We start from the raw sequence: 12,483 nt of genomic DNA on the forward strand, positions 1-12,483 counted from the left end.
TCTGATGTGCTCTATGACGCAGGAACCGGTGACGCTGCTCTTCACCTGGAAAGTCACGAAGGGCCGGCACGACGACTTCGAGCAGTGGCTGCGTGATGTCAACGAGGCGTCCAAGCTCTTCCCCGGCAATCTCGGGGTCACCTGGCTGCGCGGCGGCCACCACTACTACGCCGTTCTGCGCTTCAGCGACCACGAGAGCCTGCGGCGGTGGCTGAGCTCCGGCGAGCGGGCCGCGTGGGTGGACAAGCTGCAGGGCATGGCGACCGAGTCCGCGCCCCGGGTGACCACCACCGGCATGGAGACCTGGTTCAGCCTGCCGGGCCGGGTCGTGACGCCGCCGCCGAAGTGGAAGATGACGATCGTCTCGTTCGCCGCCGTCTACCCGTGCGGAGTGCTGTTCCAGTGGCTGGTCGCGGGGCACCTCCTGGCGCTTCCCCTGGCGCTGCAGGCGATGGTGCTTCCCCTGGTGCTGTCGCCGCTGCTCACCTACGTGCTCATGCCGAAGCTCAGCGTGCTGTTGCGCCGCTGGCTCTATCCCGGCAGCTTGTAAGTGGCACTACCGCCATGTGCTCCTTACAGCTAGGCTCAGGCGTCACTCGAACAAAGGAGCGCATGGTGGAGCACGTCGACCAGGCCGGTTCCACGCTGCGCCGGTTGCTCGCGCTGGCCGTGCCCGCGCTCGGCGTGCTGACCGCCGAGCCGCTCTACCTGCTCGTCAACACGGCGGTGGTCGGCCATCTGGGCGCGGTGCAGCTGGCGGGGCTCTCGGTCGGCGGGATCGTGCTGGCGCAGATCGCCACCCAGATGACGTTCCTGTCCTTCGGCACGACCGCGCGCGCGGCCCGGCTGCACGGCGCGGGACGCAGGGCCGAGGCCGTGGCGGAGGGCGTGCAGGCGACCTGGCTCGGCGCCGTCGTAGGGGTGGCGCTGGTGGTGGCCGGGGAACTGCTGGCCGTACCGATCGCCCGGCTGCTCGCGGGCGACGAGCAGGTCGCGCAGGCCGCGGCGGGCTGGCTGCGGATCGCCGTGCTCGGCGCCCCGATGATCCTGATCACCATGGCCGGGAACGGCTGGATGCGCGGCGTGCAGGACCTGCGGCGCCCGCTGCGCTACGTGCTCGTCGGCAACGGGCTGTCGGCCGTGCTGTGCCCGCTGCTGGTGCACGGCCTCGGCTGGGGGCTGAACGGCTCGGCCGTCGCCAACGTGGCCGGGCAGCTCGTCTCCGCGGGCCTGTTCGTGCGGGCGCTGGTGGCCGAGGGCGTGCCGCTCGCGCCGATTCCGGCCGCGATGCGCGCCCAGCTCGGTCTCGCGCGCGACCTGGTGCTGCTCGGTCTGGCCTTCCAGGCGTGCTGGGTGTCCGCGACCGCGGTGGCCGCGCACACCTCCCCCGCCGCCGGCGGCGCCCACCAGGTCGTCTTCCAGCTGTGGATGTTCCTGGCCTTCGTGCTCGACGCGCTGGCCATCGCGGCCCAGACGCTGGTCGGGGCGGCGCTGGGCGCGCACGACGGCGAGCGGGCGCGCCGGCTGGCCTGGCAGGTGGCCGCCTGCGGGGCGGTCTTCGGGGTGCTGCTCAGCCTGGTGTTCGCGGCGCTGGCCGGCCTGCTGCCGCACGCCTTCACCAGTGACGCGGCGGTGCTGGCCGAGATGCCCAAGGCGTGGTGGTTCTTCGTCGCGCTGCAGCCGATCTGCGGCGTGGTGTTCGCCCTGGACGGGGTGCTCATCGGCGCCGGGGACGCGGCCTACCTGCGCACCGCGACGTCGGGCGGCGCGGTGCTCGGCTTCCTGCCCGTGGTGTGGGCGTCGCTGAGCTTCGGCTGGGGCCTGGTGGGGATCTGGTCAGGCCTGTCGGTCTTCCTGCTGATCCGGATGATCACCGTGCTGGCCAGGCTCCGGTCAGGCCGCTGGGCGGTCCTCGGCGCGGTGCGCTGACCGGTTCAGGCGGGTGGCCAGCCAGGCGATGCCGATCGCCGCGGCGAAGAGGCCGGCCAGATAGACGGGCAGGGGTACGGCACTGCGGAGCGAGCCGGGGACCATCCCCGCCATGTAGAGCAGCACCGGCGCCACAGGAAGCAGGCGTGACCGCAGGACGGCGGCGCCGAACAGGATCACCCCGGCCAGCAGGAGCACGGAGGTGGCGAGGAAGGCCTTGCCGGTGCCCCCGCTCAGCAGCTGGGCGACCGTCGCCTGCCCGAGGTAGGGGAAGACGAAGTGCAGGGTGTACTCGATGGCGAAGGCTCCGGCCAGCCCGGCGGCGTTGAGCAGGTACCCCACGAAGGCCAGCCGGCCGGCCCGGGGACTGATCAGCAGGTAGAGCCCGGTGACGGTCAGCAGACCCGTCAGCGGGGCCAGCGGCGCGACGGCGTGGGTGAAGACGGTCTCAGGGAGCAGGCCGCCGCGGCGGGCCACGTTGACCAGGAGCACGATCGCGCAGGCGAACCCGGCCACGGCCGCGGCGCGGGTGAGGCGAGCTGTCATCTGGAATGCCTCCTTGACGAGGGATAACGCCCGTTATGATGGTCGTTATCGGCGTGAGGAGGAAGAACGTGGGCCAGGACGTAAGCACCACGAAAGAACTGCGCCTGGCGCTGATCCTGGCCGCCAACCAGGTGCTCCGCGACGAAGGGGCGGGCGCTCTCACCCTGCGCCGGATCGCCGAGGCCGCGGGCAGCTCGACGATGGGCATCTACACCTGCTTCGGCGGCCGGAGCGGGTTGCTCGAGGCCGTCTACCTGCACGGCTTCGAGCTGCTCCGGCAGGCCCTGCCGGACGGCGACGGCAGCGTCGAGCGCATCGTGTTCGCCTACCGGCGCTTCGCGCTGGCGGAGCCCGCCCTGTACGCCCTGATGTTCGAGCGGCCGCTGCCGGACTTCGACCCCCCGCCCGAACTGCGCAGCCACGCCATCTCCATGACCTTCCCACTGCTGGTCGACGCCACGGCCGCCCGGCTCGGCGCCGGCCACGAGGAGGCGACCCGGGCCGCCTACCTGATCTGGACCGCGGTGCACGGGCTGGTGAGCATCGAGCTGACCCACACCGCGCGCACCCCGCTGCCAGGTTGGCTGCTCGAGGCGCCGGACAGCGGCGAGCGCCTGCTCGCCGACGGCCTGTCGGCGCTTCTCGCCGGTCTCACAGCGAGTCCAGCCAGCTGATCAGCCGGGTTCCCTCGCGCGTCATGATCTGCGGATCCCGCAGCGCGTTGGCCAGCAACGACATCCCCTGGTAGGCCCCCACCAGGGTCAGCGCCTGCCCGTCGGGATCCGGCACGCCCATCTCGCGGAACTGGCGCTCCACCCAGTCGAGCAGCAGCCTGATGACCCGCCCCGCCTCCACGTCCAGTCCGCCTTCCGCGCGCTTGTCCAGCTCCGCGGCGAGCGTCCCCGTCGGGCAGCCGTAGCGGGCCGCCAGGTCGCGCTGGTCGATCCAGCCCTGCACCAGGCCCTTCAACCGCTCCTTCGGGTACGGCAGGCGGTCCAGCTCGCCGGTGACCACCTCCAGCTGCCGCGCGTGCTCGGCCAGCGCGGCCGCGACCAGCTCGTCCTTGGTCTTGAAGTAGTAGTACACGTTGCCCACCGGGACGTCGGCCGCACGTGCGATGTCGGCGATGGTGGTGCGCTCGGCGCCCTGCTGGTGCACGACGCGGGCGGCGGCGGACATCAGGCGCCGCCTCTTGGCTCCGGCCGCCTTCACCCTCTGTGAGTCAGTCACCCGACTAACTATAGCCGCCGAGGTGTGCTACGGTCGTTCTCAGTCAGCCAACTAACTCATTGCTGAGGAGTTCATCATGATCGTCGTCACGGGTGCCACGGGGAACGTCGGACGGAGCCTGGTCCGGATGCTGGCCGAGGCTGGTGAGCAGGTGACCGCCGTGGCCCGCCGCATCACCCCCGAGGACGTGCCTGCCGGCGTGCGCGCGGTCGCGGCCGACCTGGGGGACGCCGAGAGCATGCGCCCGGCCCTGGAGGGCGCGGACGCGCTGTTCCTGCTGGTCGCCGGCGAGGACCCGCGCAAGCTGCTGGGTACGGCGGGCCTGCGCAAGGTCGTCCTGCTCTCCAGCCAGGGAGTCGGGACCCGGCCGCAGGGCTACCAGCATGCCGCCTCGTTCGAGGAGGCCGTGCGGGAGTCGGGGCTGGAGTGGACGATCCTACGCTCCGGCGGCATGGCGTCCAACGCCTTCGCCTGGGCCGAGCCGGTGCGCCTCCACCGCACCGCCGCCGCGCCCTTCGGTGACGTCCGCCTGCCGTTCGTCGACCCCGACGACGTGGCGGCGGTCGGCGCCGCCGTACTGCGTGAAGACGGGCACGGCGGCGCGACCTACGTCCTGACCGGGCCCGCGGGGACGAGCCCGCGCGAGCGGGCGGCGGCGATCTCGGCGGCGCTCGGGGAGCCCGTCCGTTTCGTGGAGCAGACCCGCGAGGAGGCTTACGCGCAGATGGCGCAGTTCATGCCGCTGCCTGTCGTGGAAGGGACGCTGTCGATCCTCGGCGAGCCGGTCGAGGAGGAGCAGCGCGTCAGCGCTGACGTCGAGCGGGTCCTGGGCAGGGAGCCGCGGCCGTTCGCCGACTGGGCCGCCCGCAACCTCCCCGCCTTCCGCTGACCCCCTGCCCCGGTGCCTGCCGGCGCCGGGGCACCACCGATTTGAACGGATTTATCATGAAAATTCTTGACTCCACGATGTTCCACCGGGAGATGGGGACCGGACGGCCGACCGTCTTCCTCCACGGCAACCCGACGTCGTCGCATCTGTGGCGCGATGTGCTGCCCGCGATCACCACGGGGCGCCGCCTGGCGCCCGACCTGATCGGCATGGGCGAGTCCGGCAAACCCGACATCGCCTATACCTTCGCCGACCACGCCCGCTATCTCGACGCCTGGTTCGATGCCCTGGACCTGGACGACGTGACCCTCGTCGGCCACGACTGGGGCGGCGCGCTCGCCTTCGACTGGGCCGCCCGCCACCCGGACCGGGTCCGCGCCATCGCCTTCACGGAGACGATCGTCAAGCCCATGACCTGGGAGGAGTTCCCCGAAGGCGGCCGCGACCTCTTCCGCGCGATCAAGACGCCTGGCGTGGGCGAGGCCATGATCCTCGACGACAACGCCTTCCTCCTGGAAGGCCTCCCCGGTACGGTCGCCACCCCGATCACCGAGGACGACCTGGCCGCCTACACCCGCCCCTACCCCACCAGAACCAGCCGCTTGCCCCTGCTGCAGTGGGCCCGCTCGATGCCCCTGGACGGCGACCCCGCCGACGTCGTCGCCCGGGTCGAGTCCTACGACCACTGGCTCGCCACCACCCCCGAAGTCCCCAAGCTCCTGATCACCTTCGAACCCGGCCCCGGCACGATGATGACCCCCGACATGATCGCCTGGTGCGCCACCACCATGGCCTCCCTCCAGATAACCCACCACCCGACCCTCGCCGGCCACCACACCCCTGAAGACCACCCCCGAACAATCGCCTCCACCCTCAACACCTGGTCCGCCACCCTCCCCCACTAGGTAAGCGCCGACCTCCTCGAGTTCCGGCCGGAGCTCGAGGACTCCATCGAACGAGGAGGACCCGGATTTCCATCCGTCCCGGGTGGCTACTGGCCTGGGGAGATGAGGCGGGTGGTGAAACCGGCTTGGAGCAAGGAGTGGTAGGCGGCGAGGACGGTCGGGGGGACGGGTTGGTTGATGGCGTAGCCGCGGCTGGGGTATTCGATGATTCGCTGGAGGTCGCCTACGAGCATGTCGACGACCAGTTTTTCGTCGCCGATCGACTTGAGGTAGTGGTCGAGGTCCACGGGCTGGGAGGCGCACACGGCCTCCACCTCCGGCCAGAGTTTGCGGGTGGTGGCGTAGGTCCGGCGTTCCATGTAGGGCTTGGAGATCAGGAGGACGCTCGCCGGGATGATCCCGGCATCGGCCAGGACCTGGCGTGACAGGGTGATGTTGGCGCCGGTGTTGGTGGCGTGCGGCTCCAGCAGGATCGCCTCGTCGGGGACCCCGAGTTCGAGGGCGCGCTCCCGGTAGTGGACCGCCTCGCCGCGCGGGAACCTGGCCAGCGTGGTCGGGCTGTTCCCGCCGGTGAGCACCAGCACAGGGAACAAACCCGCGTGATACAGCTCCGCCGCGCGGTCGGCCACGCCGAGGTCGTGGCTGCCCAGCCCGATCGCCGCGTCACAGGGCCTGGCCTGGTGCCCCATCCGGTGGTACTCCCAGATCACCAGGGCTTGCCGCCGCTGCTCCTCGCCGAGGTGGTCGGTCACTTGCTGTCCTTTCTCCCCGCACAAGGTCCCTTACCCGCGAGCGACGGATTTCCGGGCGATGGCCGGTCTAGATAGGGACACGACTCGACTACCACTTCGGAGTATCCGATGTCCGATTCTTTCGAAACCGCCGTCGTCACGGGTGCCAGTCGCGGCTTCGGGCGGGCGATCGCCGCCGCGCTCGTCGCCGCGGGCACCAGGGTCGTCGGCATCGCCCGCCATGAGCAGGAGCTGCTCGCCGTACGGGACGAGCTGGGGGAAGGCTTCACCGCCGTCGCGGCCGACGCCGCCGACGAGGCGCTCGCGCGGAGCGTGATCCGCGAGCACCGGCCCGGACTGCTCGTCCTCAACGCGGGGGCGACGCCGCACACGGCGCCGTTGCACGAGCAGACCTGGGAGAGCTTCAGCCGCCACTGGCAGGCCGACACCCGGCACGTCTTCGCCTGGACGCGGGCCGCGCTGCGGGAGCCGCTGGCGCCGGGCGGCGTGGTCGTCGCGATGTCCAGCGGGGCCGCGCTGCGGGGATCACCGCTCAGCGGCGGCTACGCGGGAGCGAAGGCCGCCATCAGGAACATCAGCGCGTACGCTGCCGAGGAATCGGAGCGAGCCGGGCTGGGGATCCGGTTCGTCGCGCTGCTCCCCCAGCTGACTCCGGCCGGCGGCGTCGGCTCGGCCGGGGTCGCGGGCTACGCTGAGCGGCAGGGCGTCGACCGGGACACCTTCGTCGCGGGCATGCAGCCGATCCTCACCGCGGAGCAGGTCGCCAAGGCCGTCCTGGAGATCGCCGCGGATCCAGGCAGCGCTCCCGAATACCTGGTCAGCGGCGCCGGGCCGCGCCCGATCAGCTGACACGGGGAGAAGCCGCGATGGACGCCGAGTTCGCCGCCAGGACCGAGCCCTACCGGCCGGAGCTGCTCGCGCACTGCTACCGGATCCTCGGCTCGATCCACGACGCCGAGGACCTGGTGCAGGAGACCTACCTGCGCGCCTGGCGCGCGTTCGAGCAGTTCGAGGGGCGTTCGTCGGTGCGGCGATGGCTCTACAAGATCGCCACGATGGCCTGTCTGACGGCGCTGGAGACCCGGGCCAGGCGGCCGCTGCCGTCGGGGCTGGCCGCGCCGTCGGACGACCACCGGGTGGCCATGGCCGACAGGGAGCCGTCGGTGCCGTGGCTCCAGCCGGCGCCCGACGCGCTCTTCGGCGACCCGGCGGCGATCGTGGCCGGGAGGAGCGGGGTGCGGCTGGCGTTCATCGCCGCGCTCCAGCTCCTGCCCGCGCGGCAGCGGGCGGTGCTGACGCTGCGCGACGTGCTGGCGTTCCGTACGGCCGAGGTCGCCGAGATGCTGGAGACGACCACCGCGGCCGTCGACAGCACGCTGCGCCGCGCCCGGGCTCGCCTGGCGGAGGCGGGACCGGTCGAGGACGACCTGGCCGAGCCCGACGAGGAGATCCGCCGGACCCTGCTCGACGGGTATGTCGACGCGTTCACCCGGGCGGACGCCGACGCGCTGGTACGGCTGCTGCGGGCCGACGTCGAGATGGAGATGCCGCCGATCCCGACCTGGTTCACCGGCCAGCGGGCCGTCGCCGGTTTCCTGGCCAACCGGGTGCTGCGCAGGGATCTGTGGCGGTTGGTGCCCACCCGCGCCAACGGCCAGCCCGCGTTCGTCGTCCACCGCCGCGCGGGTCACGGCGGTCACGAGCCGTACGGCGTGCAGGTCCTGACCCTGGTCGGGGCCCGGATCGCCCGCATCACCGCCTTCAACGACCCGGGCCTGGTGCCGACCTTCGCGCCGCCGACGACCTCCCTGCCGCCCGGTCGGCTCTGCTCTCCGCCCTGGAGATCTGCACCCAGCTGAGCCACCCGGCGGCCCCCAGGATCACGGCGAAACTCCACGAACTACCGCCGAGCTCGGCCGAACCCTATGATCCGACCTCGTGATCATTCGTCTATTAGCGGGGACGGCCGCCGGCCTGATGCTGCTGTCCGGGGTGGCGTCCGCCGAGCCCGTGACCGGCGCCCCCGAGCTGACCGGCAACGAGCTCTACAAGGCGGCCAAGCTGCCCACGGTCGCCTGCAAGCCGGCCAAGGGCACGAGCAGCGCCTCGACCACCAAGTACGTCACCAAGCTCGTCGGCTGCCTGAACAAGGCGTGGAAGCCGGCGATCAAGGGCTTCCAGCCGGTGAAGGTGGTCTTCAAGGCGGCCGACGACAAGCAGTCCTGCTCCACGGGCCTGGACGTCTCCACCTCCTTCTCCGAGATCTGCGCCACCGAGATCCACGTACGGCTGGCCAACGACTGGATCAAGGCCAAGAGCGACATGAAGGTGTTCACCTCCATCGTCAGGACGTGGAGTGGCGTCGTCTCCGGGCAGAGCGGCATCGGCGAGGCCTGGTACTCGATGCAGAACGACGCCTCCGAATCCCAGATGAGCCAGCAGAACCGCCGGTACTACCTGCAGCTGGACTGCTTCATGGGCGTCTCCGAGAAGGCCCTGGGCCGCCAGGTGAAGGACTGGAAGCCCACCATCAGGGACAAGAACTTCTGGGAGAGCTTCCTCAAGAACAAGTACAGCGGCAAGCCCGCCAACCGGCTCTACTGGCTGCAGCAGGGCTATCAGGCCGGCAAGCCGGGCGCGTGCAACACCTGGAAGGCCGCCGACGCCAAGGTCGCCTGACCTCCCTGGGGATCACACGCCGCGTGCCCCGTCGATGCGTTCGCGGAGCAGGTCGGCGTGGCCGTTGTGGCGGGCGTACTCCTCGATCATGTGGATGAGCACCCAGCGCAGCGAGACGGGTCCGCGCCAGCCGTCGTGGCCTTCGACGTCGAGGTGGGGAGCGCCGGCGACATAGGTTTCCGCGAACTCCACCTCCTCGCGCCAGGCCTCCCAGGCGGCGGGGCCGGCCGCGGGTCCGGCCCCGTCGAAGTCGCCGTCCGGGTCGTCCGCGGAGGAGAAGCGGGCGGGCGCGTCCTGCCCGGCCAGCACGTGCCTGAACCAGCGGCGCTCCACGTCGGCGAGGTGCCGCACCAGGCCGAGCAGCGACAGCGTGGAGGGCTCCACGGAGCGCCGGGCCAGCTCGGCGTCCAGTCCCGCGCACTTCAGCTCCAGCGTCGCCCGCTGCGCCGCGAGGACGTTGACCAGCATGGCCCGCTCGTCCCCGGTGGCGGGGAAGGCGAATCGGCTGTCCTGATCGCCTCCGATGATGTCGCCCCTTCTCTGACGGGAGGCGCCGCCTGCCATCGTCCGGATGAGCACCGCTCTGACGGCCGGCCATTCGGCCGCGGTCACCGAGAACATGGCCGAGTCCCGCAGCGTTCCCTCCTCACCGGGCGCCCACGAGGGCGACCAGGCGCGCAGCACGCCCTCGAAGCGGACGCCGAGCCGCTCGATCGCCCGGCGCGATCTCTGGTTGCGGGCATCGGTCTTGAGGTCGACGCGGGCCACGTCCAGCGTCTCGAAGGCGTGGGTGAACAGCAGCAGCTTGGCCTCGGCGTTGATCCCGCGGCCCTGAGCAGAGGCCGCCAGCCAGGTCCACCCGACCTCGATCGCGCGCAGGTCGTCCCGGCCCGGCCAGGTCCGGGGGTCCCAGAACCCGGTGCACCCCACCGCCTTGCCGTCCTCCACCCGAACCTGCGCGAAAGGGGTCAGCCCGTCACGGGCGAGCTGTGCCCGCAGGTAGTCCTCCACTTCCCAGGCCCTGGGGACCAGGGTCTGGGAGTAGGAGGAGCGGTCCTCCTCCGCGGCCTGTGCCAGGTCCCGGGCGTGGCTCATCGTGAGCGGTTCCAGCCGTACGAGCGATCCCTGGAGGACGGGGACATCAAGCCTGCGGCTCATCGTGATTCCTTCTTCATGACGGCGGTCAGCAGCGGCGAGGCTAGCAGCGGTCGGCCGCGTCGCGTGCCGCGGCCACGACGGCCTGGCCGAGGCTGATGCCGCCGTCGTTGGGCGGGATCCGGCGGTGGGTCAGCACCCGGAAGCCGCGGGACTCGAGCCTGCCGGCGAGGGCGGCCAGGAACAGCTGGTTCTGGAACACTCCCCCGCTCAGCGCGACGGTGGACAGGCCCGTGGCGGCGCGCAGCCGCACGCAGCCGTCCGCGGTCGCGGCGGCCAGGCCGTGGTGGAAGCGCGCGGAGATGATCGCCGGGGAGACCCCGGCGCGCACGTCCTCCACGACGGCGCGGACGAGGTCGCCGCTGTCGATCGTCACGAGGTCCCCATCGAGCAGGCCGGCCGGGTAGGCGGCGTGCTCGGCGGGATCGGCACTCTGCTCGAGCGCGATCGCGGCCTGCCCCTCGTACGCCGCGGTGTCGCCGAGACCGAGGATCGAGGCCACCGCGTCGAACAGCCTGCCCGCGCTGGAGGCGAGGGGCGCGTTCGTCCCCGATCTGGCCAGCGCCGTCACGTCGGCCCAGCGCCCCTGGTTGCGTGAGCGCACCTGGAGGTCCTGCGGGGGCGCTCCGCCGTACGCGGAGTCGAGGTGTGCGGCGGCCATGCGCCAGGGCTGCCTGATCGCGGCGGTGCCGCCCGGCAGCGGCACGGGAGACAGCCGCCCCGTACGGGTGAAGTCGACGAGGTCGGCCACGAGCAGCTCGCCGCCCCACAGGGTGTCGTCGTCGCCGTAGCCGAGGCCGTCGAACGCCACCCCGATGACCGGCCCCCGCTCCTGGTTGTCGGCCAGGCACGAGGCGATGTGCGCGTGGTGGTGCTGGACCGCGACCAGATCGGCCCCTTCGGTGTCGAGGGCGTACTTGGTCGACAGGTATTCGGGGTGCAGGTCGTGCGCGACGAGTCGCGGAGTGATGCCGAACAACCGGCGGAAGTGCTCGACGCCCTCGATGAAGGACCACATCGTCTCGTAGTTCTCGAGATCGCCGATGTGCTGCGAGACGAAGGCCTGACGCTCGCGTACGACGCAGAAGGTGTGCTTCAGCTCGGCACCGCAGGCCAGCACGTGCCGGGGAGCCGGGTCGGACAGCATGACGGGCTGTGGCGCGTATCCGCGCGACCTCCGCACCACGATCGACCGCCCTCGCCCGGGCAGGATCACCGAGTCGTCGCCGCGGACGTGGATCGGCCGGTCGTGGACCAGGAAGCCGTCCGCGAGACCGCCGAGCCGGTCGAGCGCGTCGCCGTCCTGGTGAGCGATGGGCTCGTCGGACAGGTTCCCGCTGGTGAGCACGTACGGCCCGGCGAAGGCGCGGGCGAGGAGGTGGTGCACGGGCGTGTAGGGCAGCATGAGCCCGAGTCGGCGGTGACCGGGGGCGACCCCTTCCGCCACCGCGGCGCCCGGCCGCCTGGGCAGCAGGACGATCGGGCTCCGCGGCCCGGCGAGCAGCGCTTCGGCCTCGGAATCCAGCTCGCACAGGCCACGCGCGGCGTCGAGATCCGGCACGACCACCGCGAAGGGCTTCTCCTCGCGGTGCTTGCGCGTCCGGAGGGTGCGCACGGCGTCCTCGTCAGCGGCGCCGACCGCCAGGTGGTATCCCCCGAGCCCCTTGACGGCCAGGACACGGCCCGAGCGCAGCAGCCCGGCCGCCTCCTCGATCGGATCGCCGGGCAGCGACCGCCCTCCCGCCTCGAGCAGCCGCAGCGTGGGGCCGCAGTCCGGGCAGCAGATCGGCTGGGCGTGGAACCTGCGGTCCTCCGGATCGAGGTACTCGCGCTCGCACTCCCCGCACATGGCGAAACCGGCCATGGTCGTGGCCGGACGGTCGTAGGGGACGTCCTTGACGACCGTGAACCTCGGCCCGCAGTTGGTGCAGTTGATGAAGGGATGCAGGAACCGCCGGTCGGCCGGGTCGAAGAGCTCGGCCAGGCAGTCGCCGCAGGTCGCGGCGTCGGGCGAGACGAGCGTGGCGGGCGCGGAGCCTTGCGGGCTGCCGGCGATGCGGAAGCCCCGCTCGCCACGGGCGGGGATCGGCGTGGCCGTCATCCGGTGGATCGCCGCCAGCGGTGGCGCCTGCTCGCACAGGTCCGTCTGGAAGCGCGCGAGGTCCTCCGGCGAGCCCTCGGCCTCGATGAACACGCCCCCGCCGTCGTTGCCCACCCATCCCGCCAGCCGCAGCCGCCGGGCCAGCGCGTGAACGTGCGGGCGGAAGCCGACGCCCTGCACGATCCCCTCGACACGGACGCTGATCCGCGCTTTTCCGCTGCTCATGCCGCCATCCTCGCGAGCTACGGCGAACCGGCAGAGAAGGGCGCACACGAGCTAGAGGAGAAAGTTACCCCT

At 71.7% G+C, this 12,483-nt stretch carries 13 protein-coding genes; 8 read left to right on the plus strand and 5 right to left on the minus strand.

The features are described 5' to 3' along the window. Positions 1 to 13: 13 nt before the first annotated feature. Both KIK09_RS24855 and KIK09_RS24860 read left to right on the plus strand, forming a co-directional pair. The gene (locus KIK09_RS24855; RefSeq protein ID WP_250573756.1) at positions 14 to 550 is read left to right on the plus strand and encodes an antibiotic biosynthesis monooxygenase; all 537 of its coding nucleotides are present in this window, start codon (positions 14 to 16) and stop codon (positions 548 to 550) included. A 62-nt stretch (positions 551 to 612) separates the two neighbouring features. Beyond that, positions 613 to 1,929 carry an MATE family efflux transporter gene (locus KIK09_RS24860; RefSeq protein WP_214321744.1) on the plus strand — a complete coding sequence of 439 codons (1,317 nt, stop codon included), beginning with the start codon at positions 613 to 615 and terminating at the stop codon, positions 1,927 to 1,929. Here KIK09_RS24860 and KIK09_RS24865 read toward each other — a convergent pair. Beyond that, a complete protein-coding gene (locus tag KIK09_RS24865) occupies positions 1,894 to 2,475 on the minus strand; it encodes a hypothetical protein (protein ID WP_214321745.1) in 582 nt (193 codons plus the stop codon). The genes KIK09_RS24860 and KIK09_RS24865 overlap by 36 nt on opposite strands. Before the next feature lie 68 nt (positions 2,476 to 2,543). Between KIK09_RS24865 and KIK09_RS24870 the strand changes: the two genes are divergently transcribed. Beyond that, a complete protein-coding gene (locus KIK09_RS24870) occupies positions 2,544 to 3,149 on the plus strand; it encodes a TetR/AcrR family transcriptional regulator (protein WP_214321746.1) in 606 nt (201 codons plus the stop codon). Here the strand turns inward: KIK09_RS24870 and KIK09_RS24875 are convergent. Further along, entirely contained in the window at positions 3,127 to 3,705 is a 579-nt protein-coding gene (locus KIK09_RS24875; protein WP_308164268.1) for a TetR/AcrR family transcriptional regulator, read from the minus strand. The genes KIK09_RS24870 and KIK09_RS24875 overlap by 23 nt on opposite strands. 76 nt (positions 3,706 to 3,781) lie before the next feature. Between KIK09_RS24875 and KIK09_RS24880 the strand changes: the two genes are divergently transcribed. Together KIK09_RS24880 and KIK09_RS24885 are read left to right on the plus strand one after the other, a co-directional pair. Further along, positions 3,782 to 4,594 carry an NAD(P)H-binding protein gene (locus KIK09_RS24880; RefSeq protein ID WP_214321747.1) on the plus strand — a complete coding sequence of 271 codons (813 nt, stop codon included), beginning with the start codon at positions 3,782 to 3,784 and terminating at the stop codon, positions 4,592 to 4,594. 56 nt (positions 4,595 to 4,650) lie between these two features. Next, positions 4,651 to 5,499 carry a haloalkane dehalogenase gene (locus tag KIK09_RS24885; RefSeq protein WP_214321748.1) on the plus strand — a complete coding sequence of 283 codons (849 nt, stop codon included), beginning with the start codon at positions 4,651 to 4,653 and terminating at the stop codon, positions 5,497 to 5,499. An 86-nt stretch (positions 5,500 to 5,585) separates the two neighbouring features. Here KIK09_RS24885 and KIK09_RS24890 read toward each other — a convergent pair whose 3' ends face one another. Continuing rightward, on the minus strand, positions 5,586 to 6,251 hold the full coding sequence (locus KIK09_RS24890) for a YdcF family protein (protein ID WP_308164271.1): 666 nt from the start codon (positions 6,249 to 6,251) through the stop codon (positions 5,586 to 5,588). 108 nt (positions 6,252 to 6,359) lie between these two features. On the opposite strand from KIK09_RS24890, the gene KIK09_RS24895 reads away from it, so the two are divergent. From KIK09_RS24895 to KIK09_RS24905, 3 genes are all read left to right on the plus strand, one after another. Continuing rightward, on the plus strand, positions 6,360 to 7,100 hold the full coding sequence (locus tag KIK09_RS24895; RefSeq protein WP_214321749.1) for an SDR family oxidoreductase: 741 nt from the start codon (positions 6,360 to 6,362) through the stop codon (positions 7,098 to 7,100). 17 nt (positions 7,101 to 7,117) lie between these two features. Beyond that, entirely contained in the window at positions 7,118 to 8,110 is a 993-nt protein-coding gene (locus KIK09_RS24900) for an RNA polymerase subunit sigma-70 (RefSeq protein ID WP_214321750.1), read from the plus strand. A gap of 79 nt (positions 8,111 to 8,189) precedes the next feature. Further along, a complete protein-coding gene (locus KIK09_RS24905; RefSeq protein ID WP_214321751.1) occupies positions 8,190 to 8,930 on the plus strand; it encodes a hypothetical protein in 741 nt (246 codons plus the stop codon). A gap of 12 nt (positions 8,931 to 8,942) precedes the next feature. Here the strand turns inward: KIK09_RS24905 and KIK09_RS60125 are convergent, their stop codons facing one another. Continuing rightward, positions 8,943 to 10,088 carry a GNAT family N-acetyltransferase gene (locus KIK09_RS60125; RefSeq protein WP_214321752.1) on the minus strand — a complete coding sequence of 382 codons (1,146 nt, stop codon included), beginning with the start codon at positions 10,086 to 10,088 and terminating at the stop codon, positions 8,943 to 8,945. Between the two features lie 40 nt (positions 10,089 to 10,128). Continuing rightward, complete coding sequence (hypF, locus tag KIK09_RS24915) at positions 10,129 to 12,411, minus strand: carbamoyltransferase HypF (protein WP_214321753.1); 2,283 nt, start codon at positions 12,409 to 12,411, stop codon at positions 10,129 to 10,131. Positions 12,412 to 12,483: the final 72 nt, after the last annotated feature.

This window comes from Nonomuraea sediminis (assembly GCF_018531495.1).
Lineage (GTDB): Bacteria > Actinomycetota > Actinomycetes > Streptosporangiales > Streptosporangiaceae > Nonomuraea > Nonomuraea sediminis.

Coding starts and splice junctions, on each gene's coding strand:
- KIK09_RS24855 (WP_250573756.1), top strand. CDS start 14: ATGACGCAGGAACCGGTGACGCTGCTCTTCACCTGGAAAGTCACGAAG.
- KIK09_RS24860 (WP_214321744.1), top strand. CDS start 613: ATGGTGGAGCACGTCGACCAGGCCGGTTCCACGCTGCGCCGGTTGCTC.
- KIK09_RS24865 (WP_214321745.1), bottom strand. CDS start 2,475: ATGACAGCTCGCCTCACCCGCGCCGCGGCCGTGGCCGGGTTCGCCTGC.
- KIK09_RS24880 (WP_214321747.1), top strand. CDS start 3,782: ATGATCGTCGTCACGGGTGCCACGGGGAACGTCGGACGGAGCCTGGTC.
- KIK09_RS24885 (WP_214321748.1), top strand. CDS start 4,651: ATGAAAATTCTTGACTCCACGATGTTCCACCGGGAGATGGGGACCGGA.
- KIK09_RS24895 (WP_214321749.1), top strand. CDS start 6,360: ATGTCCGATTCTTTCGAAACCGCCGTCGTCACGGGTGCCAGTCGCGGC.
- KIK09_RS24900 (WP_214321750.1), top strand. CDS start 7,118: ATGGACGCCGAGTTCGCCGCCAGGACCGAGCCCTACCGGCCGGAGCTG.
- KIK09_RS60125 (WP_214321752.1), bottom strand. CDS start 10,088: ATGAGCCGCAGGCTTGATGTCCCCGTCCTCCAGGGATCGCTCGTACGG.
- hypF (WP_214321753.1), bottom strand. CDS start 12,411: ATGAGCAGCGGAAAAGCGCGGATCAGCGTCCGTGTCGAGGGGATCGTG.